22 protein-coding genes and 3 pseudogenes are annotated in these 25,618 nt (G+C 56.9%); 14 read left to right on the top strand and 11 right to left on the bottom strand.

Annotation, left to right across the window (positions count from 1 at the left end; all coding sequences use genetic code 11):
* Positions 1-20: 20 nt before the first annotated feature.
* The 4 genes from E4P00_RS07705 to E4P00_RS07690 all read right to left on the bottom strand — a co-directional run bounded on the left by E4P00_RS07705 (position 21) and on the right by E4P00_RS07690 (position 4,244).
* Positions 21-1,853 (bottom strand): ABC transporter ATP-binding protein, encoded by a 1,833-nt coding sequence (locus E4P00_RS07705; protein WP_032879980.1) that lies wholly within the window; start codon positions 1,851-1,853, stop codon positions 21-23.
* Positions 1,854-1,935: 82 nt separating this feature from the next.
* Positions 1,936-2,499 carry a peptidylprolyl isomerase gene (locus E4P00_RS07700; RefSeq protein WP_078822021.1) on the bottom strand — a complete coding sequence of 188 codons (564 nt, stop codon included), beginning with the start codon at positions 2,497-2,499 and terminating at the stop codon, positions 1,936-1,938.
* Between the two features lie 3 nt (positions 2,500-2,502).
* The gene (locus E4P00_RS07695; protein ID WP_248131080.1) at positions 2,503-3,306 is read right to left on the bottom strand and encodes an alpha/beta hydrolase; all 804 of its coding nucleotides are present in this window, start codon (positions 3,304-3,306) and stop codon (positions 2,503-2,505) included.
* 14 nt (positions 3,307-3,320) lie between these two features.
* The gene (locus tag E4P00_RS07690) at positions 3,321-4,244 is read right to left on the bottom strand and encodes a LysR family transcriptional regulator (RefSeq protein ID WP_005790234.1); all 924 of its coding nucleotides are present in this window, start codon (positions 4,242-4,244) and stop codon (positions 3,321-3,323) included.
* Positions 4,245-4,293: 49 nt separating this feature from the next.
* Between E4P00_RS07690 and E4P00_RS07685 the strand changes: the two genes are divergently transcribed.
* From E4P00_RS07685 to E4P00_RS07675, 3 genes are all read left to right on the top strand, one after another.
* Positions 4,294-4,608, top strand: a complete 315-nt coding sequence (locus E4P00_RS07685; protein WP_032803666.1) for a hypothetical protein — start codon at positions 4,294-4,296, stop codon at positions 4,606-4,608.
* Between the two features lie 151 nt (positions 4,609-4,759).
* Positions 4,760-5,359 (top strand): FMN-dependent NADH-azoreductase, encoded by a 600-nt coding sequence (locus E4P00_RS07680; RefSeq protein ID WP_103733652.1) that lies wholly within the window; start codon positions 4,760-4,762, stop codon positions 5,357-5,359.
* A gap of 203 nt (positions 5,360-5,562) precedes the next feature.
* Entirely contained in the window at positions 5,563-6,435 is an 873-nt protein-coding gene (locus tag E4P00_RS07675; RefSeq protein WP_005790229.1) for a carboxylate/amino acid/amine transporter, read from the top strand.
* Here E4P00_RS07675 and E4P00_RS07670 read toward each other — a convergent pair.
* Positions 6,389-7,420, bottom strand: coding sequence for an NADP-dependent oxidoreductase (locus tag E4P00_RS07670; protein WP_248131078.1), 1,032 nt, complete (start codon positions 7,418-7,420; stop codon positions 6,389-6,391). The genes E4P00_RS07675 and E4P00_RS07670 overlap by 47 nt on opposite strands.
* A 63-nt stretch (positions 7,421-7,483) precedes the next feature.
* Positions 7,484-8,272, bottom strand: a complete 789-nt coding sequence (locus tag E4P00_RS07665; protein WP_103733654.1) for an SDR family oxidoreductase — start codon at positions 8,270-8,272, stop codon at positions 7,484-7,486.
* Positions 8,273-8,399: 127 nt separating this feature from the next.
* Between E4P00_RS07665 and E4P00_RS07660 the strand changes: the two genes are divergently transcribed.
* Positions 8,400-8,966, top strand: a complete 567-nt coding sequence (locus E4P00_RS07660; protein WP_248131076.1) for a TetR/AcrR family transcriptional regulator — start codon at positions 8,400-8,402, stop codon at positions 8,964-8,966.
* A 409-nt stretch (positions 8,967-9,375) separates the two neighbouring features.
* Here the strand turns inward: E4P00_RS07660 and E4P00_RS07655 are convergent.
* Positions 9,376-9,936 (bottom strand): annotated as a pseudogene (locus E4P00_RS07655) (transposase).
* Positions 9,937-10,420: 484 nt separating this feature from the next.
* Between E4P00_RS07655 and E4P00_RS07650 the strand changes: the two are divergent.
* The 9 genes from E4P00_RS07650 to E4P00_RS07610 all read left to right on the top strand — a co-directional run bounded on the left by E4P00_RS07650 (position 10,421) and on the right by E4P00_RS07610 (position 21,205).
* Complete coding sequence (locus E4P00_RS07650) at positions 10,421-10,966, top strand: fimbrial protein (RefSeq protein WP_248129871.1); 546 nt, start codon at positions 10,421-10,423, stop codon at positions 10,964-10,966.
* Between the two features lie 81 nt (positions 10,967-11,047).
* The gene (locus tag E4P00_RS07645) at positions 11,048-11,788 is read left to right on the top strand and encodes a fimbria/pilus periplasmic chaperone (protein ID WP_078822014.1); all 741 of its coding nucleotides are present in this window, start codon (positions 11,048-11,050) and stop codon (positions 11,786-11,788) included.
* A 173-nt stretch (positions 11,789-11,961) separates the two neighbouring features.
* A complete protein-coding gene (locus tag E4P00_RS07640; protein ID WP_078822013.1) occupies positions 11,962-14,511 on the top strand; it encodes a fimbria/pilus outer membrane usher protein in 2,550 nt (849 codons plus the stop codon).
* 176 nt (positions 14,512-14,687) lie between these two features.
* A complete protein-coding gene (locus tag E4P00_RS07635; RefSeq protein WP_078822012.1) occupies positions 14,688-14,900 on the top strand; it encodes a hypothetical protein in 213 nt (70 codons plus the stop codon).
* Between the two features lie 56 nt (positions 14,901-14,956).
* Complete coding sequence (locus tag E4P00_RS07630; protein ID WP_078822011.1) at positions 14,957-15,175, top strand: hypothetical protein; 219 nt, start codon at positions 14,957-14,959, stop codon at positions 15,173-15,175.
* Between the two features lie 97 nt (positions 15,176-15,272).
* Complete coding sequence (locus tag E4P00_RS07625) at positions 15,273-16,307, top strand: fimbrial protein (RefSeq protein WP_179119842.1); 1,035 nt, start codon at positions 15,273-15,275, stop codon at positions 16,305-16,307.
* Positions 16,308-16,344: 37 nt separating this feature from the next.
* Positions 16,345-17,619, top strand: a complete 1,275-nt coding sequence (locus E4P00_RS07620; protein WP_216091928.1) for an HlyD family efflux transporter periplasmic adaptor subunit — start codon at positions 16,345-16,347, stop codon at positions 17,617-17,619.
* An 11-nt stretch (positions 17,620-17,630) separates the two neighbouring features.
* Entirely contained in the window at positions 17,631-19,790 is a 2,160-nt protein-coding gene (locus E4P00_RS07615; protein ID WP_078822008.1) for a peptidase domain-containing ABC transporter, read from the top strand.
* Entirely contained in the window at positions 19,790-21,205 is a 1,416-nt protein-coding gene (locus E4P00_RS07610; protein WP_248131074.1) for a TolC family protein, read from the top strand. Before E4P00_RS07615 ends, E4P00_RS07610 begins: the two co-directional genes overlap by 1 nt.
* Before the next feature lie 355 nt (positions 21,206-21,560).
* Here E4P00_RS07610 and E4P00_RS07605 read toward each other — a convergent pair.
* From E4P00_RS07605 to E4P00_RS07595, 3 genes and pseudogenes are all read right to left on the bottom strand, one after another.
* Positions 21,561-21,950 (bottom strand): annotated as a pseudogene (locus E4P00_RS07605) (cation:proton antiporter); the annotation flags it as partial.
* Positions 21,951-22,060: 110 nt separating this feature from the next.
* Positions 22,061-22,270: pseudogene (locus E4P00_RS07600) on the bottom strand (transposase); the annotation flags it as partial.
* A 173-nt stretch (positions 22,271-22,443) separates the two neighbouring features.
* A complete protein-coding gene (locus E4P00_RS07595; RefSeq protein WP_078822005.1) occupies positions 22,444-23,742 on the bottom strand; it encodes a mechanosensitive ion channel family protein in 1,299 nt (432 codons plus the stop codon).
* A gap of 192 nt (positions 23,743-23,934) precedes the next feature.
* Here E4P00_RS07595 and E4P00_RS07590 point away from each other — a divergent pair, with 192 nt between their 5' ends.
* Complete coding sequence (locus E4P00_RS07590; protein WP_248131072.1) at positions 23,935-25,281, top strand: DEAD/DEAH box helicase; 1,347 nt, start codon at positions 23,935-23,937, stop codon at positions 25,279-25,281.
* A gap of 47 nt (positions 25,282-25,328) precedes the next feature.
* On the opposite strand, the gene E4P00_RS07585 is transcribed toward E4P00_RS07590, so the two are convergent.
* The gene (locus E4P00_RS07585; RefSeq protein ID WP_078822004.1) at positions 25,329-25,604 is read right to left on the bottom strand and encodes a hypothetical protein; all 276 of its coding nucleotides are present in this window, start codon (positions 25,602-25,604) and stop codon (positions 25,329-25,331) included.
* Positions 25,605-25,618: the final 14 nt, after the last annotated feature.

Here is a 25,618-nt window from a genome sequence, read left to right as displayed (position 1 = left end):
CGGGCACCTATCCAATGAAATCAGTCTATTCCGACGAATCCGCCGGTCTGGTGCTGCCATAACCGCGAATAAAGCCCGCCCTGCGCCAGCAACTCGGCATGGCTGCCGCTTTCGGCAATCTGGCCTTTCTCCAGCACTACCAAGCGGTCCATTCGTGCGATGGTCGACAACCGGTGGGCGATCGCAATCACGGTCTTGCCCTGCATCAGGGTTTCCAGGCTCTCCTGGATTGCCGCTTCCACTTCCGAGTCCAATGCCGAGGTGGCTTCGTCCATGATCAGGATCGGTGCGTCCTTGAGCAGCACGCGGGCGATGGCGATACGTTGACGTTGACCGCCAGAGAGTTTCACCCCGCGCTCACCGACATGGGCGTCCAGCCCGGTGCGGCCCTCGGAATCCGACAACAGCGGGATGAACTCATCGGCGCGAGCCTTGTGCACCGCAGCCCAGAGTTCTTCCTCGGTTGCGTCGGGCTTGCCATACAGCAGGTTGTCACGGATCGAACGGTGCAGAAGCGATGTGTCCTGGGTGATCATGCCGATCTGTGCACGCAGGCTTTCCTGAGCCACTTCGGCGATGTTCTGGCCGTCGATCAGGATGCGGCCGCCTTGCAGGTCGTAGAGGCGCAGCAGCAGGTTGACCAGGGTCGACTTGCCCGCGCCGGACGGGCCGATCAAACCGATCTTTTCCCCGGCCTTGATGTTGAGGTTGAGGCCGCCAATGATCCCGCTCTTCTTGCCGTAGTGGAAATCCACCTGCTCAAAGTGCACTTGGGCATTGGGGACTTTCAGGCGCGGGGCGTTTTCACGGTCGGTCACGGCCAGGGGCTGGGCGATGGTTTTCAGGCCGTCCTGCACGATGCCGATATTTTCGAAGATGCCATTGACCACCCACATGATCCAACCGGACATGTTGACGATGCGGATAACCAAGCCGGTAGCCAGGGCAATCGCGCCGACGGAAATCAGCGACTGCGTCCACAACCACAGGGCCAGGCCGGTGGTGGTCACAATCAGCAGGCCGTTCAAGATACAGATCACGGTGTCCATGCTGGTGAGCACACGGGCGGCCAGTTGGGTTTTTTCGGTCTGCTCGATGATCGCTTGCTTGGCGTATTCCTGTTCATTCTGCGTATGGGCGAACAGTTTCAAGGTGGTGATATTGGTATAGCCGTCGACAATTCGGCCCATCAATTTGGAGCGCGCCTCCGAGGAAATCACCGAGCGCTCCTTCACGCGCGGTACGAAGTAACGCAGGGCCAGGCTGTAGCAGATGATCCAGGTGATCAGCGGGATCATCAGCCGCCAGTCGGCCTCGGCAAACAGCACCAGGGCACTGATGGCATAGATCGACACGTGCCAGATGGCTTCTGCCGTCGCCACTGCCGAATCACGCAAGGAGTTGCCGGTTTGCATGATCCGCTGGGCGATGCGCCCGGCGAAATCGTTCTGGAAAAAGTTCAGGCTCTGCTTGAGCACGTAGCTGTGGTTCTGCCAGCGAATCAGGCTGGTCATGCCTGGGTTGATGGTCTGGTGCACCAGCAAGTCATGCAGGCCGTTGAAAACCGGGCGCAGCAGCAGGGCGACCACGGCCATCCAGATCAGCTCGGCGCTGTGGATCTGGAAGAAATTCGCCGGTGGTGTGCCCTGGGCCAGGTCGATGATGCGGCTCAGATAGCTGAACAGCGCCACTTCGATAAGCGCACCGACCAGCCCCACCACCAACAGTGCGGCGAAGCAGGGCCAGACCTGGCGCAGGTAATAGAGATAGAAGGGCAGGACTTTTTCGGGAGGGGCCGCGCTGGGAGCGTCGCGGAAAATATCGATCAGTTGTTCAAAGCGACGATAGAGCATTGGGTTTGACGCCCGCCGGGCGGGCTCTCCTTTCAAATGCGCGCGGTGCCGTGTGGGCACCACGCGAAGCTACCTGCAGACCTCAGTCGATGCGCTTGGCCGACTTGATCAACACAGGATCGATTGGCACGTTCTGCATGCCTTGTTTGGTGGTGGTCTGGGAGTTGACGATGATGTCGACCACATCCATGCCCTTGACCACTTTGGCGAACACGGCGTAACCGGCATCGCGGCCCGGGTCGAGGAAGGCATTGTCGGCTACGTTGATGAAGAACTGGCTGGTGGCCGAGTTCGGGTCATTGGTGCGGGCCATCGACAGCGTGCCGCGCACGTTATGCAGGCCATTGCTGGCTTCGTTCTTGATCGGTGCTTCAGTCGGTTTTTGCGACATCTGCTGGGTGAACCCGCCGCCCTGGACCATGAAGCCCGGGATCACGCGGTGGAAAATCGTGTTGGTATAGAAACCCTTGTCGACATAGGTGAGGAAGTTCTTGGTGCTGATCGGCGCCTTGACCGGGTCCAGTTCGATTTCAATGTCGCCATTGGTGGTGGAGATCAATACGTGGGGCGCCTTGGCCGGTTCGGCCGCCATCAGGTTGGCAGCGAACAAAACAGAACCGGCAAAGAAGGCGATTTTTTTCAGCATGGGTCAGTGATCCTGGGTAGTGGTTTCGACTGTCTTTAGAAAATCGAGCAAGGTCGCGTTAAAGACTTCGGGTTGATCCAAGGGCGTGGCATGGCGGGAATCTTCGATCACCACCAGTCGCGCATCGGGCAGCAGTTTTACATAGATTTCTTTCTGCGCCACGGGGGTGTAGTCGTGGTCGGCGCTGATGACCAGGGTTGGACAGGTAATTCGCGAAAGTTGTTCCTGCACGCCCCAGCCCACAATCGCGTCGAAGCTGGCGAGATAAGCACGTTTGTCGTTGCTTGCCCAGCGTTCGGCCATCTTGCGGCGCAGGTCGGCCTGGGCAGGTTTGGGAAACAGTCGTTCGCCCAGGGCGTTGCCGATGGTGCGCAGGCTGAGTACGCGGGCCAGGGTCCAGCGTTTGGCCCACTGCCAATAGTCACTTGCGCTGTGCACCTTGACTTCGGGCGCGCTGTTGACGATGCACAGGCTTCTGACTCGCGCAGGGTCGTCCACCGCCAGTTGGAAGGCGATCATGCCGCCCATGGATAAACCCACAACGTGGGCGGGCGGCAGGTCCAGGTGCTCGATCAGGGCGAGCAGGTCGAACGTGAAGCCCTGGATTCTGTAGCGCTCGCGGGGCTTATCGGAGCGGCCATGCCCACGCACGTCGACCACGATCAGGCGATAGTGCCGAGCCAGTACCGGCACTTGCAGCTCCCAATCCTGGCTACTGGAGCCCAGGCCGTGGATCAGGATCAGCGGCGCGCCGTGGCCGTATTCCTCGTAGTGCAGGCTGCAGCCTTCGTGGTCGAACCAGGCCATGGATGAACTCCGTTTCAGGCTTGTCGGGGAGCGGCGAAAGGCGCGTCCAGGGGAGCGGTGTCAAACGTGCGTAGCAGCTCCACGAGAATCTGCGTCGCCGGCCCCAGGGGTTTGTCTTTGTTGGAGTAGAGATAGAACGTCGGGTGACGGCTGCCGCCTTGTTCCAGGGGCAGTTGCTTGAGTACACCTTCGGCCAGTTCGCGCTCGATCATGTGCCGTGGCAGCCAGGCAAAGCCCAGGCCGCTGCCCACGAAGGCGGCGGCGGTAGCCAGGCTGCCGACGGTCCAGCGCTGTTCGGCGCCCAGCCAACCCACGTCGCGCGGTTGCTGGCGGCCGGAGTCGCGGATGACCACCTGCATCTGGCTTTCCAGGTCCTGGAAACTCAGCTCGCGATTCATGCGGTGCAACGCATGTTCGGGGTGGGCCACGGCGATAAATTCCACATCGCTCATTTCGGTGCCCAGGTAACCGGGGATACTGAAACCGCAAATTGCCAGGTCGGCTACGCCTTCGATCAGCAGTTCTTCGACGCCGGACAACACCTCTTCACGCAAGCGCACGCGGCAGCCGCGACTTTGCGGCATAAACGCAGTCAGGGCGCGCACCAGGCGCGCATTGGGATAGGCCGCATCCACTACCAGGCGCACTTCGGCCTCCCATCCCTGTTCCATATGATGGGCAAGGTCTTCCAGTTGACTGGCGTTCTTCACCAACTGCCGGGAGCGACGCAGCAGCACTTCACCGGCCTCGGTCAGCACCGCTTTGCGCCCGTCGATGCGCAGCAGCGGCACGCCGAGTTGATCCTGCATACGAGCCACGGTGTAGCTCACCGAGGATTGCGAACGGTGCAGCGCTTCAGCCGCCTGGGCGAAGCCGCCATGGTCAACCACGGCCTGCAACGTGCGCCATTGATCGAGGGTAACGCGGGGCGCTTTCAAGATGAGCTCCTCTTGTCCTAAGCTGGCGGTCCTTATTGGAGACTGCCGAATGAGAAAATTGTGTTGTGTGTTGCTGGCGCTGCTGCCGATGAGCGTATTTGCCTACCCTATCGACGTGACGAAAAAGATCGATGGCGTCAGCATTGATTACACCGCCTCCGACGTGGACGCAGACATCAGCTCGATTCAGCTGAACAACTACGGCACCCAGGATGCTGTGTGTTCGGTAATCTTCACCAACGGCCCAGAATCGCCGCGCCGTCGCACCGTGAGCGTGCCAGCAGGCAAAAGCACCAACACCACGGTCAAGTTCAACCGCGCCATCATCAAGATGCGCATTGCCTTGAACTGCAGCCCCAAATAAAGCGATAGCGGAGCCTGTCCACAGGAGTACTCCGCTTATAAACAAATTTATAGATGGTTTATAGCAGTTTTTTGCGCTTTTTTATCGAATGAGCCCTGGTTAATCTTCTGTCCATCGACTTACAACATTCACCGATGGAGCCTACATAGCCATGTCTAACGTTCTGATCATCGAAAGCAGTGCGCGCCAGCAGGATTCTATCTCTCGCCAGCTCACCCAACAGTTCATCAGCCAATGGCGGGCTGCCCACCCAGCCGATCAGATCACCGTGCGCGACGTGGCACTCAACCCGGTTCCACACCTGGACGCCAACCTGCTTGGCGGCTGGATGAAACCTGAAGATCAGCGTAACGACAGCGAACAGGTATCCCTGGAGCGTTCCAACGCATTGACCGACGAATTGCTCGCCGCCGATGTGTTGGTAATGGCTGCACCGATGTACAACTTCGCCATCCCCAGCACCCTCAAAGCCTGGCTGGATCACGTACTGCGCGCCGGCGTAACGTTCAAGTACACCGCCACCGGGCCGCAAGGCTTGCTGACCGGCAAACGTGCCATCGTGCTGACCGCCCGTGGCGGCATTCACACCGGGGCCACCTCGGACCACCAGGAACCCTACCTGCGTCAGGTGATGGCCTTTATCGGCATTCACGATGTGACGTTCATTCACGCCGAAGGGGTGAACCTGAGCAGCGACTTCCAGGAAAAAGGCATCAACCATGCCAAAGCCCTGCTCGCACAGGTGGCGTGATCCGTTAATCGCCAGATAATCGCGGGTTGTTTATATAACGCCACGCCAACCCTTCAAGTACGCGTATCGAACCTCCCTTTGCACTTGTTGCTCCTGAGTGCTCCTGCCCGACTGCCGCTTTAGCGAGGTCGGGTTTTTTTTGCCTTGAGTTTCTTCAAGGCTGGAAAAGCTTTAATGTCGCGCCCATTCGAAACGAGGCGCGCATGGGCTATTTACTGGTTGTCACCCTGATTCAGGCATTTTCCTTCAGCTTGATCGGCGAATACCTCGCCGGTCACGTCGACAGCTACTTCGCAGTGCTGGTGCGCGTGGTGCTGGCCGGGCTGATCTTTATCCCGCTGACGCGCTGGCGCTCGGTGGAGCCGGCGTTCATGCGCGGCATGCTGGTGATCGGTGCATTGCAGTTCGGCGTGACCTACGTATGCCTGTACTTGAGCTTTCGCGTGCTGACGGTGCCGGAAGTGCTGCTGTTCACCATCCTCACACCGCTGCATGTGACCCTGATCGAGGACGCGCTTAATCGGCGCTTCAATCCTTGGGCACTGGTCGCGGCCCTAGTGGCGGTGGGCGGTGCGGCGGTGATTCGTTTCGATCAGATCACCCCGCACTTCCTGATGGGATTCTTGCTGCTGCAATTGGCCAACTTCACCTACGCCGCCGGGCAAGTCATGTACAAGCATCTGGTGGCGCGTTATCCCAGTGACCAACCGCACTTCCGGCGTTTCGGCTATTTCTACCTGGGCGCCTTGTTGGTGGTGTTGCCGGCGTTCCTGCTGTTCGGCAAGGCTGACTTCTTGCCGCAAGCGCCGCTGCAATGGGGCGTGCTGGTGTTCCTTGGTTTGGTCAGCACCGCGCTGGGTATGTACTGGTGGAACAAGGGCGCCTGTCTGGTCAATGGTGGCACCCTGGCGGTGATGAACAACCTGCATGTACCGGTGGGGCTGCTGTTGAACCTGCTGATCTGGAATCAGCATGAGCCGCTGGGCCGTCTGGCCCTGGGCGGCCTGGTGATTCTGGGCGCGGTGTGGATCAGTCGGCTCGGCGCACGCCAGGCGCGGGCGGCGCTGTCATCGTGATCACCACTTTGCCTTTGGCGCGGCCTTGTTCGACATAGCTCAGGGCTTGGGCTGTGGACTCGAAAGGGAAGGTGCGGTCGATCACCGGCTTGATAATGCCGGCTTCCACCAGCGCGGTCAGTTCATCCAATTGGGCGCCGCTGGCGCGCATGAAGAGGAAGTCATAACGCACGCCTTGTTTGCGCGCTTTGCGGCGGATACCGCTGCTCAACACGCCCATGACCAGGCCCAATAGCCACGACAGCTGCTGCTCGCGAGCAAACGCCCGCGTAGGTGGCCCGGAGATGGAGATAAGTTGACCGCCTGGTTTGAGAATGTCGAGTGACTTTGCCAGTGCGTCCGGGCCTAGGCTGTTCAAGACGACGTCATAATCATTGAGCAGGGTTTCGAAGTTTTGCTGCTTGTAGTCGATCACTACATCGGCGCCCAGTGCCTTGACCCACTCGACATTGGCGGTGCTGGTCGTCGTTGCGACAAATGCGCCCAAATGCTTGGCAAGCTGGATGGCGATACTGCCGACTCCGCCGGAACCGGCATGAATGAAGACCTTCTGGCCTTTTTTCAGCCTCGCTGTTTCAACCAGTACTTGCCATGCCGTCAATGCGACCAGAGGCAGGGAGGCGGCCTGCTCCATCGTGATGTTTGCAGGTTTGCGTGCCAGTGCGTCCTCGCGTACCGCAATCAGCTCGGCGAACGTGCCGATACGCTGCTGTGGAGGGCGGCCATACACTTCGTCACCCGGCTTGAAGCGTCGCACCGCGGCCCCGACGCTGAGCACCACGCCAGCCAGGTCATTGCCCAGTATCAACGGCAATGCATACGGCAGAATCAGTTTGAATTCGCCCTTGGCGATTTTTGCATCCAGAACGTTGACGCTGCTGGCATGTACTTGAACCAGCACGTCATGCTCACCCACCACTGGTGTTGGCGCTTCGGTGATGCGACCGGTCTGTTTGCCGTAACGTTCGATGGAAAATGCCTTCATGGTTCAACGCTCATCGCTTCGAGAGGAAGGGCAGGCGCATAGAGCGCGCCTGCAACCGGTTGATCAGGCTTGGGTCAGGTACCGCTCGGCAACCTCGGACTGCTTGATCTGCGACAGCAAGCCTTGTCGGGCTGCCTGCAAGGCATCCCAGCGTGCGCCGTCCTGCAAGGGCGGGATGGTCACGGGCTCACGACGGTCGAAACCGACCAGCGCCGCATCCACCAGGTCACCTACCTCCATCACATCTGTGAGAGTGTTGATGTCAATGCCCGCCCGGTCCCAGATCTCGGTACGCGTAGCGGCCGGTAGCACGGCTTGCACATAGACACCTTTGGCGCCCAACTCCAGGCTCATGCCCTGGGACAGGAACAGTACGAATGCTTTGGTCGCGCCATATACGGTCATGCCGAACTCCGGCGCCAGGCCCACCACCGAGCCAATGTTGATGATAGCGCCGTTGCCGGCTGCCGCGAGGCGTGGGGCAATGGCGCTGGCGAGCCGTACCAGCGCGGTGGTGTTGAGCGCGACCAACTGAGCGACACTGTCGGTGGACTGTTCGATGAAGCTGCCGGACTGTGCGGCACCGGCATTGTTGACCAGCGTACCGATGCTGGAATCTTCGCGCAGACGTGCTTCGACCGCTGCCAGGTCAGCGATCTGGGTCAGGTCAGCGGGGAGGATATCAACAGTGATGGCGTGCTCTTCACGCAGACGTGCAGCGAGCGCTTCCAGGCGCTTGGTATCGCGGGCGACCAGAACCAGGTCGTGACCACGCTGGGCAAAGCGTTCGGCGTAGGCGGCACCAATGCCGGTCGAGGCGCCAGTGATGAGAACGGTCTTGGAAGTGCTCATGGTGTGATGCTCAGTGAGTGCAGGGAGGTTTTATGATGTCGATCATAATCAAAGCTGTCAACGGTTTTGATTGTGATCGACATCATAGTAAGATCCCTCTATCGCAGGGCAGCAGGAGCGCATAGAAATGAAGATCACCAAGACGCAATCACAGAACAATCGAGCGCATATCGTCGCGACGGCTTCCGCGCTGTTTCGTGAACGTGGTTTCGATGGGGTGGGTGTGGCCGAATTGATGGCTGCCGCTGGTTTTACCCAGGGCGGCTTCTACAAGCACTTCGGCTCCAAGGCGGATTTGATGGCAGAAGCGGCCGCCAATGGCCTGGCGCAGTCGCTCGCCAGCAGCGTGGAGATGGAGGCGGGGGAGTTTTTCGAGGTTTACCTGTCCCGGCAGCACCGCGATCATCGCGGCGGCGGGTGCACGTTGGCGGCGTTGTGTGCAGACGCTGCGCGTCAATCGGACACGCTTAAGGAGACTTTCGCCAACGGGCTGGAAAATACGCTGCAAGCCCTGGAGGCAAAGTACAACACGACGCAGGACGAGCCACAGCAAGACGTGCGCGCGAAAATGCTCAACAGGATGGCCCATGCCATTGGTGCAATCATGTTATCGCGGGCGTGCCCGGATGATTCCGCTTTGGCTGATGAAGTGCTTGAGGTTTGCCGCCGGGAGATTACGGTATCACTGCCGTAATCCCGTTCGGATCACTTCACGCCGTTTCGATGGCGGGTAGTTGCGCGGCCCCGGCCAACGCCGGCAATACGCCGGCGCGCAAGTCATTGCCACTCGGCTGCTGATACAGGGGGGGAGAAAGAGCTGGATCCAGACCCTTTGGATCGGGCGGAGCTTTAGATTTTAAGCGCTCCAATCCTGAGGCAAGCGATGAGGGCGTTGAATCCTACGCTGAGGCTCACTGGTTTGGTCACGCTTGGCGATTACCCATGTGAACTTCGACTCCGGGCGCGCTCTGCGGCCGTTAGGGATGCTCCGATCAACTTGCCGTATGCCGGCGGCCAGTCGCAATTTTCCCGAAGCGCCCCGCTATTTGCTGAAAGTGAACGGTGCATCGGGTATTGAGGGGGTTTTCTTCCGGCTTTCGGTGTTAAGCGCGCAATTCGCCCATACCCATCAGTTGTTTTCGAGCCATCCACAGGTTCGACAGGGCGAACAGCGTGGTCAGCTAGGCCGTGTTTTTCATCAGCCCACGAAAGCGTACTTTCACATAACCGAACTGCCGTTTGATCACCCGAAAAGGATGCTCGACCTTGGCCCGCGTCTGAGCTTTGCAGTACTCGATCTTGCGTTTGGCCTTGTACAGCAGACTGCGTTTATTCAACTTGGAATAGGTGCTGCGGCGAGCCGCGATTTGCCAGATCACTTTACGATTTTCATGCTCTTTACGTTGCTCGACACCGGTGTATCCAGCATCCGCATACACCGCGTTTTCTTCGCCATGCAGCAGCTCGGCGACCTGCGTGACATCGGCCACGGTGCCATGGACGTGATGAACCAATCCGATTCTGCATCGGCGCCAATATGGTTCGATCAGCTTTAAAAAAGCGCTCCAGGGCACGACCTGATCCATCTCGGCGAGGAAGCGTTCACGACGTGTCTGCTTGCGCTTGCCTGCGTATTCAAAGTCGGAAAAGCTCATCTGGCTCATGGGTAGCTTGGATCAGGGGACGGGCATATTTCAGCACATCTACGGACGTGTTCGGAGAATTTTTAGGTACTTACTAAGTATCAAATTGGTGCTGAATAATAGCTCGGAAATTTCCGATACGTATGGATTGAAAAGTATGTCAGGCATTGTATGAGTCAGCATGAAGTCGATAGGGAGCGTTGGCGTAAGTATCCGCTAATGGCACTGAATGAAATAGCAGAGTGGTCAGCGAGCACTCGCGTGTTCACCACGTCAAATACCCAAAAAAAGCTCGGAGAAGGTGGGATTATCCTCTGGGAAATTTCCTACATAAGGGGTTACGGTTTTAACGTGTAATTACCTCGCAAGCCTAATTGTGCTTGTTGTCATTACCTCGGTGTCTTCGAATTTCCAGTCTTGGGGATAAGGCTGTGGATGTATTTCGACTCACGTTTGTTGGGCTGATGGCAGGTCTTTGCTGAAAAATCATTTAAGGAAAAATAAATTGAAAATTAAAAACGCTTCGGTATTTGGTGCTTTGATAATTGCTGCAAGTTCTGTGTTTGTAGCGTCCACTGCAAGCGCGGCAGACGGCCTTATTAGCTTCGAAGGTGAAATCACCGATCAAACATGCAGAATCAATGGTGGTACTGGCCAGAACTTCACTGTCACTTTGCCAAAGGTTTCCAGCTCTGCTCTGGTAAACCCAGGTACTTGGGCTGGACGCACGGCGTTCAATATTCAACTGACAGATTGCAACCCACTAGTCGGCCCAGTGGCTGTCTATTTTGAGCCCGGTGCTGAAACCGATATCGCTACTGGTCGGTTGAATGTGGACCGTGGCACTGGTTTGGCGACCAATGTTCAGGTGGCTTTGTTGAACTCGGATACTACCGATATCCGTGTGGGTTCTGCTCAGCACAACTCGAAGTCGTCGAACCTGGTCGCCGGTGCGGCGACGTTGAGCTACTACGCCCAATACTATTCATTGGGTAACGCCACTGCGGGTAATGTTAGATCCCGCGTGAACTACACAATCGTTTATCAGTAATGCAATTAAGGTGCGATAGCTGCCGGCTATCGTGCCTTTCTTTTGTTTTTATTTAACCCCTTTTATTTTTGAGCGTTGTCGATGAACAAATACTTCTCTGCATGTGCCTGGAGCCTTTCATTACTCTTGTGTTTGGACGGCCCGGCTAAGGCTGATGTCGTCATTACGGGCACGCGTGTTGTTTATCCAGCGAACGCGCGCGATGTGTCTATTAAAATGACGAATGGAGGAACCAAACCGGCACTTGTCCAGGCCTGGGTTGACCGTGGTGACCCGAGCCAGTTACCGGAAGATAGCGATGCGCCATTTGTGCTGACGCCCCCGGTTTCACGGGTGGACGCAAACAGAGGGCAGACGCTGCGTTTGATGTTTACAGGTGCCGAGTTACCGCAGGACAAAGAGTCGTTGTTTTGGCTGAACGTTCTGGAAGTGCCGCCAGCGACAACAGTAGATGCGGCTGAAAATGAGCTTCAGTTGGCATTTCGATCGCGGATTAAGATTTTTTATCGTCCAGCAAACTTACCCGGCCTGTCGATTGAGGCTGCGGAGCAATTGCACTGGCGTGTCGTGCCGGCGGCTGGCGGTTGGGCTTTGGAATGCAGCAATCCTACGCCTTATTACATTTCTCTTGTCAGTGTCGGTATGACCGTGGCTGGCCGCACACATAATTCCAAAGAAGGCGGAATGGTCAGTCCTGGAGGTAAAGCGAGCTTTCCTCTTACGGACCTGAGCGGTAAACCAGGCGCAGATGTCCAAGTGGACTTTACGGCCATCAATGATTACGGCGGGGTTGAGGCCCATAAGAAAAAACTTGAGCAATAAACCAGCTGGTGGCTCGTAAGTGAAGGATTCACGATGTTATGAATATGATAAAGGTTGTGGGTCAGACATATAGTTGTTTGCGGTTAGTGAGTGGTGTTTTAAGGTCGGCCAGTTTTCGGTTGTCAAAGGTGACGGTAGTGACCTGCACCCTATGTTCATGGGGAGGGAGCGCCATGGCTGAGCTGTCGAGTGAGCCAGTGTCGGATGTAAACTTCAATAGTAAGTTTTTTTTCGGCAAGGAACCCGTGGATGTCTCTCGCTTTGCCAACGGCAACCCTGTAACGGCAGGAACCTACAGTGTTGATATGTATGTAAATGGTCTCTGGATCGGACGCGAAAGTGTGCTGTTTAAAACATTATCGAGTAAGAGAAATGCTGAGCCCTGTTTCAGCGCTGAGCAGCTTGATCGCATGACGATAGACACAAGCAAGTTGCAGTTGGGCGATCGTGCCAGTGGCGAATGTCAGGTTATTGATCAGTGGGTGCCCAGCGCATTAGCCGACTTCGACTCGTCCGAATTGCGCCTGGATTTGAGCGTGCCGCAAGTTGCGATGCGGCGTTCCGCGCGGGGTTATGTCGACCCCAAGTATTGGGATCGAGGGATTACCGCTGGGATTTTAGGTTACGACTTCAATACCTATGAGATGCGCAGTGACGACTTGGACACGACCTCATCCTATCTGGGACTCAATGCGGGTTTAAATATCGGAGATTGGCAATTGCGTCATGTCTCGTCAGTGACGTGGCAGACAGGTCTAAGTCGTCAATGGCAAAGAGTCGCAACGTATGCACAGCGTAATATCGCCCCGTGGACCAGTAGGTTAACGGTGGGAGAAGCTAACACCAGTGGCGAACTGTTTGACAGCGTGGGGTTTCGTGGCATTCAACTGGCCACTGATGATCGTATGCTACCAGACTCACTGCGCGGTTATGCCCCAGTGGTGCGAGGTGTAGCCAGCACTAACGCATTGGTGGAGATCCGCCAGAACGGTAATTTGATTTATCACGCGCCAGTGGCCCCCGGGCCATTCGAGTTCAATGACCTTTATTCGACAGGTTATGGTGGCGACCTGAATGTCTCGATCATTGAGGCCGACGGGCGTGTGCACGGCTTTAGTGTGCCTTATGCGTCAGTCGCGCAATCACTGCGTGCGGGACACTCTCGTTATAGTGTCACGCTTGGTCATGTTCATGAGCGTTTTTTAGACGATGAGCCTTACTTGTTCCAGGCTACGTTACAGCGAGGGCTCACTAATCTGTTTACTGGCTACACAGGTGTGGTTGCCAGCGATGGCTATGGTGCCGCGCAACTGGGCGGGGCATTCAATACCGGTTTTGGCGCATTTTCGCTGGACCTGACCCATGCAAGTACAGATATACCGGGTGAAAGTACCGAGAGTGGGCAAAGCTTAAAGCTCGGTTACAGTAAGTTGCTCAGTGAATCCGGCACCAATTTATCGGTAGCGGCGTATCGTTATTCAACGTCCGGTTATCTGAGTTTGCGTGACGCCTTGAGCCAACGTGAGTTCGCTAAAAATCGTCGACTCGACTTCGATGACATTGTACCTGCACGCGATTCACTCGACGGCCCTCTTGATCTGCGTCTTACTCAGCAAGCGCGGGATTTTGCCCAAAACCAAGCCTTGCGTCGTCAACGCAACAGTTTTCAGTTGACCATTACGCAGCCCTTGGGCGATTCATTTGGGTCGGTGTCTGCCACAGGTTTCAAGCGTAATTATTGGGCCGGTGGTGGCGACGACACGCAGTATCAAATTGCCTACAACAACCACTGGGGCAGTATGGGTTATTCGTTGTCCGTCATGCGGACACGGGATGTGGTCGGCCGCTCGAACAAGGAATATTACTTGAGTATTTCCTTGCCACTGGGTTCTGGGCGACATTCGCCTTCGTTCAGAAGCATGGTCACGCGTAATGACGAAGGCTATACCAACACTCAAGTGGGATTGAGCGGGACCGCAGGCCGCGATAGCAATTTTGACTATGGGGTGACGGCCGCTCGCGATACGCGTGATGAGATGGGCACCAGCGGTTCGGCTAACGTGCAATATCGTAGTCCGGTCACAACGCTGAAGGGGTCTTACGGGCACAGCAGCAGCTATAAGCAAGCATCCGTTGGGATGAGTGGAGCGCTGGTGGCACACAGTGAAGGGGTCACGTTTTCGCCTCAGATGGGCGAGACAATGGCACTTGTCGAAGCCGATGCTGCCAAGGGGGCGCGGGTCGTCAACTCTTCAGGTGTCCGAGTGGATGGGCAGGGGTACGCCGCGATTCCATACCTGACGCCTTATAGCTCGAACATTGTTGAACTGGACCCACAAGGCTTGCCGAGCAGTGTTGAGCTGCAAAGCAGCAGCCAACAGGTCGCACCGTTCGCAGGGGCGGTGGTAAAGGTCAAGTTCGCGACTGTCAAAGGCCGAGCTGTATTGATCCATGCACTTGGCCCTCAAGGGGACACATTGCCATTCGCGGCCGATGTCCTCGATGCCCAGGGGCAAAGTGTCGGCATGGTGAGCCAGGCCAGCCGCCTTTACGTACGAGGTATTCCCGATAGTGGGGCGCTGACCGTGAGGTGGGGTGAAAAGCCTGAGCAGCGTTGCTTAGTGAATTATCAATTGCCGCCCGTGACGCAAGAGCAAAAGACCAGTGCGCAACTACAAACGGTAAACGCGCAATGTGTGGCTATTCAGGGCGCTGTCAATTAACGAGTTAATACTCAGGCCGTGACCGCTGTTACCGCGTGATGGCATGTTATTGAACTGACGAGTGTCTACGAATCAAGAGCAGGGACCGCTGAAAAGAGTTGCAATGGCAAATTTTATTTGCCTGTAACACGTATGCGACAGATGTCGTTATTTTGAAAAACTGGAGGAGTAATTCCATGCAAGAGCTAAATGTCCAAGAAGTTGAAGCCGTTTCGGGTGCCGGTATTTTTGGTGCTCTTCAGGGGCTGATCTACGGCATGGAGTCGGGGACTATTGAAGGCGCACAAATTGGCCGCGGTGAAATCGGCTCTGCTGTCGCTTCGGTTACCGTTGGTATTGGCGCCGGTGTAAAAGGTTTTTTTGACGGCCTGTTTGGTGGTTGGTGGTAATACCCGGAAGGTTTCAGGGTTATTGGGTTGATATGAATTTTAACGGAGTGAATGTAATGCAAGATCTTAACTGCAAAGAAATCGACGCCGTTTCGGGAGCCGGGCTTGTTGACGCGTTGACCGGTTTTGGTAATGGCCTTTATGAGGGAACTAAAACCGGCGCTCAAATTGGTACGGGTAGTCTGGGGCTTGGGTCTGCCGTGGCTTCGGTCACTGTGGGTGTGACCTCTGCTCTGAGAGGTCTGTGGGACGGCCTTTGGAAACCTTGGTTCTAATGCCTAGGTGCGCAGGCGCTCAGGCGCCTGCGCATTTGAAACGGTGGAACACAAAAGGTTGTTCTCTCATTTTTTTACGCAGCAGATGACCATTGAAATGAACAAAAAAAACAGTTCGGGAAAAAAAACGGAGGGCGGCAGACCCAAAGATGAATTCAGGTCTGTTTTTTTGAGGCTGGCTCTATTTGTCATGTGTTCGGCAGGTTTGATACCGAAAGCCTTTAGTGCCTGTGCAACGACGCCTGTTATCCCTGCTGCGCAAACATTTTCGTTGGACGGCGGTATTCCTGTCTCGCCCAATGCCAGTGTTGGGTCTGTGGTTTATACGAAAACAGTGGTGTTTGCGTCGAATACGTCGACGCCTTATCTTACATGTTCCGACAATGAGGCGAGATCAAGGTATTGGTTTTTCAATAACGCTGCTTACGGCACCTATACCCCTGAAATACTAATGACTGCCGTCCCGGGATTGGGCTTGCGGATAAAAGGGCCGGACGGGCGTTATATTAGAGAGCCTCGCGAGAGCCAATCGTTGCCATCAGGTCCGCTGTCGCTGACTTATGCCGGTGAAAACACGCTGACCATTGAACTTGTGAAGATGAGTCCGACGTTAGGTGCCTTTAGTTTAAGAGCCATATTGGTTTCAAACATTGGCTACTATGTTGTAGCAGGGGGGCGCGAGCACCAAATCTGGAATGTTTACTGGAGTGGTGAGCTGCAGTCCTCAGCCGCGACCTGTAGTACCAGTGATATCAATGTGAGTTTGGGAAGGCATGCCTCTTCAATATTCACCAATGTGGGCGACAAATCCCCCGCAGTTCCCTTTGTTGTTAATGTCAAGTGTATAAACCGTACCCCTAATGTAGGCATACGACTTGATCCCGTGTTCACAGCATTGAATGCCGATAACGGCATTATTTCTCTTGATCCCAGTTCGGGTGCAAAAGGGCTCGGCATGCAGATCATGACGCAAACCGGCACGCCCGTGAATTTGAACCTGCCGATTAAAAACAGCGTCGCACCGGCGAATGACTTTGCCTTTGCACTTCAAGCCGCTTTTATCAAAACAGCCCCCATCGTGAGTGCTGGCATCGGTAAATCCTCCGTCATGGTCACTATCACTTACCAGTGATTTGTGGCTAACCGTTGCGTAAACGATTGAAGAAAAAATGACTCTCGAAAAGCCGTTATTCCGCCCCAAAGCGGTCGAGGCGCAAAAACTGCAGTGGCTGGGTGAGATCGTGATGATCCGCCCGACTTCCTTCACTGTGCTCACCTGGATGGCCGTGGCCATCGCGCTGGTGGTGATCGGCTTCCTTTTTCTGGGCAGTTACACCAAGCGCAGCACAGTGCCCGGCCAACTGGTTCCGGCCAGCGGGCAGGTGAAAGTGTATGTCCCTCAACCTGGCATCGTGCTTGAAAAGTTCGTGCATGAAGGCCAGATGGTTCAACGTGGTCAGCGGCTGCTGAGCCTCAGCAGTGAACGCTACGGAAGTGATGCCGGGCCTGTGCAGGCGGGTATCAGCCAGCAATTGCGTCAGCGCAGAGACTCGCTGGGCGATCAACTGGGCAAGCTGCGTGACTTGCAGGCTGGCGAGCGTGACAGCCTGACCAGCAAAGTTGCCAGCCTGCAGCGTGAGCTGGCGACGCTGGTAGAGCAGGCAGACAGCCAGCGTCGTTTAGTCGCGTTGGCCAGTGATGCTGCCGGGCGTTACCAAGGCTTGATGGACAAAGGCTACATCTCCATGGACCAACTCCAACAACGCCAAGGCGATCTTTTAGGTCAGCGCCAGAGTCTGCAAGGGTTGGAGCGCGAGCGTACGTCATTGCAACAACGGTTGTCTGAAAGTCGAACCGAGTTGGCCGGCTTGCAGAACCGCCAGGCCAATCAGCTTGCTGAGGTGCAACGCCAGCATTCGATGGTGGAGCAAGAACTGGCGGAAAGTGAAGCCAAACGTAATCTGTTGGTGACTGCACCTGAGGCCGGAGTTGCCACCGCGGTGCTGGCTGAAGTAGGGCAAACCGTTGATAGCTCACGCCCACTGTTGAGCATCGTACCGGCTGATACGCCGTTGCAGGCGGAGCTTTACGCACCGAGTAAATCCATCGGTTTCATTAAACCGGGGGACTCGGTGCTGATTCGTTATCAGGCCTATCCCTATCAGAAATTTGGTCAGTACCGCGGTCGCGTCCAGTCCATCTCCCGTACCAGTATTGCCTCCACGGAACTGGCGAGCATGGCGGGGAGCGTGCCTGGCCTGGCTCGGGATGGCGAGCAGTTCTACCGCTTGCGCATTCAGCTGGACGTGCAGACAGCACTGGCCTACGGCGAACCGCGGCCATTGCAGAGCGGCATGCTGCTGGAAGCCGATGTCCTCCAAGACACTCGGTTTTTATACGAGTGGGTGCTTGAACCGTTGTACAGCTTGACCGGCAAACTCTAGGAATACACTTCATGGCTTTTCTTGACACACTCGCGTTGCGCTTTGGGCGCCGCTTGCCGTTGGTATTGCAAACCGAAGCCACCGAATGTGGCCTGGCCTGTTTGGCGATGGTCGCAGGGTTTCATGGCTATCACAGCGATCTGATTGACCTGCGTCGGCGCTTCAATGTTTCGCTCAAGGGTATGTCATTGCGTCAGTTGATCCAGGCGGCTCATCAACTGCAATTGGGTACGCGTGCATTGAAGCTGGAGCTGGATAATCTGAGCGAGCTGAAACTGCCGTGTGTCCTGCACTGGAATTTCAGCCATTTTGTGGTGTTGCAGGCTGTCGATGCGCGGGGTGTGACACTGCACGACCCGGCCATGGGCATACGCCGGTTGAGCCTGGATGAAGTCTCAAAGTGCTTTACCGGTGTCGCCCTCGAGTTGTGGCCCGACAGCGGCTTCGAGAAGCAGGAAAACCCGCCGCGAATCCATCTATGGCGGATGATGGGCAAGGTTTCCGGGCTATATCGCTCGCTGGCTCAGGTGCTGCTGCTGGCGGTGGTGCTGGAGGTGTTTTCGCTGATCAGCCCGTTCTTCCTGCAATGGACGTTGGACCATGTCATTGTCAGTGACGATCGTGACTTGCTGAGTACCCTGGCTCTGGGCTTCGGTCTGTTGTTGCTGATGCAGCAAGCCGTCAGCGGGGTGCGTGCCTGGGTCATGATCCATATGGGGACGTTACTCAGTGTGCAATGGCAGGCGAACGTGTTCACGCACCTGCTGCGCCTGCCTACCCAGTATTTTGAGAAGCGTCATCTGGGTGATGTGGTCTCGCGCTTTGGTGCGGTGAACAACATCCAGCAAACGCTGACGACCGCCTTTCTCTCGGCGGTGCTGGACGGTTTGATGGCCATCGCCACCCTGGGGATGATGCTGCTTTACAGCCCGCGCCTTGCGGCGATCGCCATTGTGGTCATGAGTTTATACGCGCTGGGTCGCTGGATCTGGTATCGGCCGTTGCGCAATGCTACGGAAGAAGAAATTGTCCACGCTGCACGTCAACAGAGCCACTTTCTTGAGACCGCACGCGGCATCCGCTCGTTGAAGCTGTTCCAGCGTCAGGATGAACGGCGTTCGGTGTGGCTTGGCTTGCTGGTGTCGCAAATAAACGCCGGGCTGCGTACGCAAAAGTTGCAGCTTTTTTACCAGCAACTCAATGGTTTGCTATTCGGCGTCGAGAATCTGCTGGTGATCTGGCTTGGCGCAACCATGGTGATGGATGGCGAGTTCTCCGTCGGTGTGTTGATCGCCTTTACGGCCTACAAGACGCAATTCGATACCCGTGTGGCCAACCTGATCGACAAGTTTTTCGAATTGCGCATGCTGCAACTGCAGGGCGAGCGCCTGGCCGATATTGTGCTCCACCCGCCGGAAGACAGCCTGAGCAATATCGATGCGCAAAGCCTTCGTGATCGTGAGGCAAGTATTGAGGTCGCAGGGCTGCGCTATCGCTATTCGGATCAGGACCCATGGGTACTCGACGGCCTGGATTTGCGGGTGAACGCCGGAGAATCGGTCGCTATCATCGGCCCTTCGGGATGCGGCAAGAGCACGCTGTTTAACGTTCTGTTGGGCATTCTCCCGCCGCAGGAGGGGCATATCCGCGTCGCGGGCCTGGACCTGTCGCAGTTAGGCCTGGAGGGCTTGCGCGAACTGGTGGGCACGGTCCTGCAGGATGACGTGTTGTTTGCCGGTTCACTGGCGGAAAATATCAGTTTTTTTGACTCGCATATGGACCTGTCCTGGGTGCAGGAGTGTGCACAGATGGCAGCCATACACGATGACATCATCAGTATGCCCATGGGCTATAGCACCTTGGTCGGTGACATGGGCACGGTGCTTTCCGGCGGGCAGAAACAACGGGTGATGCTGGCACGAGCATTTTATAAAAGGCCGCGTATTCTGCTGCTCGATGAGGCTACCAGCCACCTTGACGTACAGTGTGAGCAGCGGGTTAACGCCGCTATTCAAACGCTGCGCATCACTCGCATTATGATTGCCCACCGTCCGGAAACCATCGCTTCGGCGGACCGGGTAATCGTCATGGGGCAGGGGAGGGTAGTTCAGGACGCAGGGCATGAGCGCCGACATCCAGTCATTGATGCAGCTCCTGGAGCGCCACTCTGATGCGCAGGTTCTCGGGGCTGTTATTGGGGGTCATTGGCGTTCTGCCCTGTGCCAATGCCTATGAGCCGGATGTGTTTGGTACGACACGTGAGATGCCGACTCAGGCGGCCTATGACAACAGTCGGGGTAACCTTGCGTGCAGTTTTGGGACCGTCCTCGGGGAGTTGACGTTGGAGGAGGTGATTGAACGCATCCTTTGTGGTGACCCACAGACCCGTCTTGCCTGGGCGAACGCTAAGGCCCAGGCCGCCCAGGTCGGGGTTAGCCGTTCGGCATACTTACCACGCCTTGATGGGCGGATCGAGAAAAGCCGCGGCTATATGGACAGGGATAATCAGGATTTCCCACAGCAATCGGCTGACGGCTCCCGTCGAGGACACAGCGGGGCTTTGGAACTGAGTTGGGTGCTGTTCGACTTCGGTCGCCGCAGTGCGGCGTTGCGTAATGCACAGGAACTCCTGCTGGCCGCCAATGCCAGTCAGGATGCGACGTTGCAGAACACCTTCACCCTGGCTGCTCAAGCCTATTACAGCGCGTTAGCCGCACGACGCAGCTTGGTTGCTGCGCGCCAGGTCGCGGAACTGGCGGCACAAAACCTGGAAGCGGCCGACGCTAAATATAAGGCGGGCGCGGCTGCGCTTTCCGATCGTTTACAGGCACAGACGGCATTTTCCCAGGCGAGTTTGAACCAGGTTCGTAGGGAAGGCGCCTTGCGCAACGCACTGGGGGGTATTTCCGTGCGCATGGGCTTGCCTCCAGACACGCCCTTGCGCTTGGCCAGTGAGCTTGAAGTCAGACCCGATACAGGGTTTGTAAAAGCCATTGACGAGTTGCTGGCTCAGGCCCGACGCGAACATCCCTCGATGCTCGCTGCCCAGGCGCGCTTGCGGGCGGCGCAGGCATCCGTAGATGAAAGTCGTGCAGCCGGACGCCCCAGCGTGGCGCTGACGGCCAACCTGTCGCGTAGCTATAGCGATCAGGTGCAGGATTTTGGCGGGGATACCCGCGTGTTCGACCGCAGCATTGGATTGCAATTGCGTATTCCTCTATTCGAGGGGTTTGGGCGCAACTATCAGACTCGCGCAGCCCTTGCCCGTCAGGAAGCGAGTGAGGCGGAACTGGCCAGTATCGAACAACGGGTATCACTGGAGACTTGGGACAACTATCAGTCGCTGAGTATCGAGACCCAAAGCTTGGCGCGTACCAGTGAACTGGTAGAGCAAGCGCGTCAGAGCCTGGATGTGGTGCAGGGGCGTTATCGGTCGGGGATCGGTAGCATGATCGAGTTACTTAATGCCCTGACTGCCTATGCTAGTGCCGAAGAGCAACATATTCAGGCGCTTGCCGATTGGCAGACGTCACGCCTAAGACTTGCTGCGAGCCTCGGGCGGCTTGGCTTTTGGGCACTGCAGTAACGTATTCGGGATTTGTTGAGCATTACATCAGTGACAAGATGCTGCGGTCGCCGGCAGCACTGTGACTCGGTCGGGTCGTGCACCGCAGCAAGCTGGTAGATCAACACACCCAAGGCGGAGCAGGCGCTGCAGGTGTTTCAACAAACGGGGGACGCGGTGATTCATGTACGCCTGGGTTTCGTATTGCCGAGGATCATGGACTTACCGGCATGCATTCCACCCACCACTTCCAGCGCCAGGCGCTCGGTGTCCTTGCGGCGCAGATTTTCCATGTGGGAATCCCGCTTTGACCAATTTGTCCGGCGCCTCAACGCCTTCCAGATTAGCCTTGGGCTTTGGCCCCCAGCGGCGGTGTGGGGGGCAGCGCCATGGAGAGCACTACTATGGCCGTCATATTGGCATTGACTGCTGGGTCTATCACTCCCTTGGCCAGAGTGGCGCCAAAGAGAACGAAGGCAAACTCACCACCCTGGGCCATCAGCACCGCGCGGTCCAGGGCATCGGCGTGGGTGCTTTTCATCAGCCAGGCCAGGCTGTAAATGCATAGTGCCTTGACCACCATCAGTGCCATCACGCCGGCCAGGATCTGCGGCAAATTGTGCGCAACCACCGTCAGGCCCAGCGACATCCCCACACCCAGGAAGAAGAGGCCGAGCAGCAACCCACGGAAAGGCTCTAGATCTGCCTCGAGTGGGTGGCGGAAGGTCGACTCCGACAGTAAAACCCCTGCTAGGGATGCTCCGATCAACTTGCCGTATGCCGGCGGCCAGTCGCAATTTTCCCGAAGCGCCCCGCTATTTGCTGAAAGTGAACGGTGCATCGGGTATTGAGGGGGTTTTCTTCCGGCTTTCGGTGTTAAGCGCGCAATTCGCCCATACCCATCAGTTGTTTTCGAGCCATCCACAGGTTCGACAGGGCGAACAGCGTGGTCAGCTAGGCCGTGTTTTTCATCAGCCCACGAAAGCGTACTTTCACATAACCGAACTGCCGTTTGATCACCCGAAAAGGATGCTCGACCTTGGCCCGCGTCTGAGCTTTGCAGTACTCGATCTTGCGTTTGGCCTTGTCATGGATTCGTTGCCCCATCATATAGCTACTGAGATTCGATTGTGGCTATGGTGGTGACCTCTGGCTTGTCATCGCAGAAATGTGACTCGGTTGTTTGGCACGCTCAAGGCTTGGAAAGAACCCTGGCGTGGCTAGGTTTTCTTTAGACTTCTGAATATTCAATCGTAGTGTTACGTCAGACTTTTCTCCGGCTCAGGCAAATGAGTCGATCCCAACACCGCCGGCAATACGCCGGCGCGCAGGTCGTTGCCACTCGGCTGCTGATACAGGCTCAGCCCGAACTCCGGCAACACCGCCAACAGATAATCGAAAATATCCCCCTGGATCCGCTCGTAATCCGCCCACGCGGTGGTGCGGGTAAAGCAGTAGATCTCCAGCGGCACGCCCTGGGCGGTGGTTTGCATCTGGCGCACCATGCAGGTCATGTTCGGCTGGATGTCCGGGTGGCTTTGCAGATACGCCAGGGCATAGGCGCGGAACGTGCCGAGGTTGGTCATGCGCCGGCGGTTGGCCGACAGTTGTGCGCTGTGGCCCTGGGCCTCGTTCCAGGCCTTGAGTTCGGCCTGTTTGCGACCGATGTAGCCGGTGAGCAGGTGCACCTGGGTCATGCGCACTTCTTCGTCATCACGCAAAAAACGCACGCCGCTGGCATCGATGTACAGGCTGCGCTTGATGCGCCGCCCGCCGGAGGCCTGCATACCGCGCCAGTTTTTGAACGACTCGGACATCAGGCGCCAGGTCGGGATGGAAACGATGGTCTTGTCGAAATTCTGCACCTTGACCGTATGCAGGGTGATGTCCACCACATCGCCGTCGGCGCCGACCTGGGGCATTTCGATCCAGTCGCCGACCCGCAGCATGTCGTTGCTGGTCAATTGCACGCTGGCGACGAACGACAGCAGCGTGTCCTTGTACACCAACAGAATCACCGCCGACATCGCACCCAGGCCCGACAGCAGCAGTAGCGGCGAACGGTCGATCAGGGTGGCGACGATGATGATTGCGCCAAACACGAACAACACCATTTTTGCCAACTGCACATAACCCTTGATCGAGCGGGTGCGTGCGTGTTCGGTGCGTGCGTAGATATCCAGCAGCGCATTGAGCAGGGCACTCATGGCCAGCACCATAAACAGAATGGTGATCGCCAGGGCCACATTGCCGATAAACAGAATGGCGGTCTTGCTCAGGTCAGGTACCAGGTACAGGCCGAACTGGATCACCAGGGACGGCGTCATTTGCGCCAGCCGATGGAAGACTTTGTTATGTCGCAGATCGTTCAGCCAGTGCAGGGCCGGTTGCCGGCCAAGCAATTTGACTGCGTGCAGGATGAGGTAACGCGCTACCCGTCCAACCAGCAATGCCACCACCAGCAGCACCAGCAAGCCGAGGCTGGAATGCAGGACCGGGTGTTCATCGAGGGCGCCCCAAAGGTCTTGGACGTTGAGCCAGAGCTGTTTGATATCCATGAGTGAACCGATTCTTCTGTAAGACAACACGGGGCGATTAGAGCATTTAAGTGCAACAAAGTTGACGCTCTGGACAAAATCGCTGACAAAAAAGCAGCTGATTAGCCCTGTTCGCGTAAAGAAACTCGGTTTGGCCGCCCGAAACCGGTAACCTATGGCGCTGATATTTTGTATTTCTTCGAGGTAGCACCCGTGTTTTCCCAATTCGCCCTGCACGAACGCCTGCTCAAAGCCGTGGCCGAGCTTAAATTTGTCGAGCCTACGCCTGTGCAAGCAGCGGCCATCCCGCTCGCGCTCCAAGGGCGTGACCTGCGGGTGACGGCTCAAACCGGCAGCGGCAAGACCGCCGCTTTCGTCTTGCCGGTTCTGAATCGTCTGATTGGCCCGGCCAAGGTCCGCGTCAGCATCAAGACCCTGATCCTGCTGCCGACCCGTGAGCTGGCCCAGCAGACCCTCAAGGAAGTCGAGCGCTTCTCGCAGTTCACCTTCATCAAGTCCGGCATCATTACCGGCGGCGAAGACTTCAAGGTCCAGGCTGCCATGCTGCGCAAGGTGCCGGACATCCTGATCGGTACCCCGGGGCGCATGATCGAGCAACTCAATGCCGGCAACCTCGACCTCAAGGAAGTCGAAGTACTGGTGCTCGACGAAGCCGACCGTATGCTCGACATGGGCTTTGCCGATGACGTGCAGCGCCTGGTTGCTGAATGCGTCAATCGCCAGCAGACCATGTTGTTCTCCGCCACCACCGGCGGTTCAACCCTGCGCGACATGGTTGCCAAGGTGCTGAACAACCCTGAGCACTTGCAGGTCAACAACGTCAGTGACCTGAACGCAACCACGCGTCAGCAGATCGTGACCGCTGACCATAACGTGCACAAAGAACAGATCCTCAACTGGTTGCTGACCAACGAGACCTACCAGAAGGCCATCGTGTTCACCAACACCCGTGCCGCCGCCGACCGTATCTACGGGCGTCTGGTCGCGCAGGAATACAAGGCGTTCGTGCTGCACGGCGAGAAAGACCAGAAGGACCGCAAGCTGGCCATCGACCGTCTCAAGGCGGGCGGCGTGAAGATCCTGGTAGCCACCGACGTCGCTGCGCGTGGCCTGGACGTTGATGGCCTGGACCTGGTGATCAACTTCGACATGCCCCGCAGCGGCGACGAATACGTGCACCGTATCGGCCGCACCGGGCGTGCCGGCAACGATGGCCTGGCCATCTCGCTGATCTGCCACGGCGACTGGAACCTGATGTCGAGCATCGAACGCTACCTCAAGCAGTCGTTCGAGCGCCGTACCATCAAGGAAGTCAAAGGCACTTACACCGGGCCGAAGAAGGTCAAGGCGTCGGGCAAGGCCGTTGGCGTGAAGAAGAAAAAGACCGACGCCAAGGGCGACAAAAAGAAAACCGGCGCCAAATCGCCGACCAAGCGCAAGATCGCCAACCGGCCGAAGACCGACAACCTGTCGCTCGTCAGCAAGGACGGCATGGCGCCGCTCAAGCGCCGCAAGCCAGAAGCACCGGCTGCCGAATAAGCAGCCAGGCAGAAAAAAACCGGACAATGTTCGGTTTTTTTTCGCCATCAGTTTTTGGCTTTGGAGGCGGCTTCTTTCAGTTCTTTGAGCCTTGCGTCGATCAGTTGGCATTTGTCGGGAAACTCGGCGCTTTCGGTGTCCAGGTCCATTTTCTGCAATTGGGCATTCATCTCCTTGGCCTTCAGCGGATTCTGTTCCGTTAGCTGGGTCACTTGCTTGGCCAGTTCTTCGCGTTTGGCCGTGGCCTCTTCAGGCGTGCAAGCCCAGGCGGGCAGGGCGCTCAACAGTGTGGCGGCAATCGCCAGGTTCATCAGGGTTTTCATGGTCGGACCTCCTT

The organism is Pseudomonas sp. B329 (genome assembly GCF_023127835.1).
Lineage (GTDB): Bacteria > Pseudomonadota > Gammaproteobacteria > Pseudomonadales > Pseudomonadaceae > Aquipseudomonas > Aquipseudomonas synxantha_A.
The sequence above is the reverse complement of the archived record's forward strand: the minus strand, read 5'-3'. Positions and strand labels throughout refer to the sequence as shown.

Excerpts from the sequence above, each read along its gene's own strand:
- E4P00_RS07705 (WP_032879980.1), bottom strand. The coding sequence starts at position 1,853 with ATGCTCTATCGTCGCTTTGAACAACTGATCGATATTTTCCGCGACGCT.
- E4P00_RS07700 (WP_078822021.1), bottom strand. The coding sequence starts at position 2,499 with ATGCTGAAAAAAATCGCCTTCTTTGCCGGTTCTGTTTTGTTCGCTGCC.
- E4P00_RS07695 (WP_248131080.1), bottom strand. The coding sequence starts at position 3,306 with ATGGCCTGGTTCGACCACGAAGGCTGCAGCCTGCACTACGAGGAATAC.
- E4P00_RS07685 (WP_032803666.1), top strand. The coding sequence starts at position 4,294 with ATGAGAAAATTGTGTTGTGTGTTGCTGGCGCTGCTGCCGATGAGCGTA.
- E4P00_RS07680 (WP_103733652.1), top strand. The coding sequence starts at position 4,760 with ATGTCTAACGTTCTGATCATCGAAAGCAGTGCGCGCCAGCAGGATTCT.
- E4P00_RS07675 (WP_005790229.1), top strand. The coding sequence starts at position 5,563 with ATGGGCTATTTACTGGTTGTCACCCTGATTCAGGCATTTTCCTTCAGC.
- E4P00_RS07670 (WP_248131078.1), bottom strand. The coding sequence starts at position 7,420 with ATGAAGGCATTTTCCATCGAACGTTACGGCAAACAGACCGGTCGCATC.
- E4P00_RS07665 (WP_103733654.1), bottom strand. The coding sequence starts at position 8,272 with ATGAGCACTTCCAAGACCGTTCTCATCACTGGCGCCTCGACCGGCATT.
- E4P00_RS07660 (WP_248131076.1), top strand. The coding sequence starts at position 8,400 with ATGAAGATCACCAAGACGCAATCACAGAACAATCGAGCGCATATCGTC.
- E4P00_RS07645 (WP_078822014.1), top strand. The coding sequence starts at position 11,048 with ATGAACAAATACTTCTCTGCATGTGCCTGGAGCCTTTCATTACTCTTG.
- E4P00_RS07640 (WP_078822013.1), top strand. The coding sequence starts at position 11,962 with ATGGCTGAGCTGTCGAGTGAGCCAGTGTCGGATGTAAACTTCAATAGT.
- E4P00_RS07635 (WP_078822012.1), top strand. The coding sequence starts at position 14,688 with ATGCAAGAGCTAAATGTCCAAGAAGTTGAAGCCGTTTCGGGTGCCGGT.
- E4P00_RS07630 (WP_078822011.1), top strand. The coding sequence starts at position 14,957 with ATGCAAGATCTTAACTGCAAAGAAATCGACGCCGTTTCGGGAGCCGGG.
- E4P00_RS07625 (WP_179119842.1), top strand. The coding sequence starts at position 15,273 with ATGAACAAAAAAAACAGTTCGGGAAAAAAAACGGAGGGCGGCAGACCC.
- E4P00_RS07620 (WP_216091928.1), top strand. The coding sequence starts at position 16,345 with ATGACTCTCGAAAAGCCGTTATTCCGCCCCAAAGCGGTCGAGGCGCAA.
- E4P00_RS07615 (WP_078822008.1), top strand. The coding sequence starts at position 17,631 with ATGGCTTTTCTTGACACACTCGCGTTGCGCTTTGGGCGCCGCTTGCCG.
- E4P00_RS07610 (WP_248131074.1), top strand. The coding sequence starts at position 19,790 with ATGCGCAGGTTCTCGGGGCTGTTATTGGGGGTCATTGGCGTTCTGCCC.
- E4P00_RS07595 (WP_078822005.1), bottom strand. The coding sequence starts at position 23,742 with ATGGATATCAAACAGCTCTGGCTCAACGTCCAAGACCTTTGGGGCGCC.
- E4P00_RS07585 (WP_078822004.1), bottom strand. The coding sequence starts at position 25,604 with ATGAAAACCCTGATGAACCTGGCGATTGCCGCCACACTGTTGAGCGCC.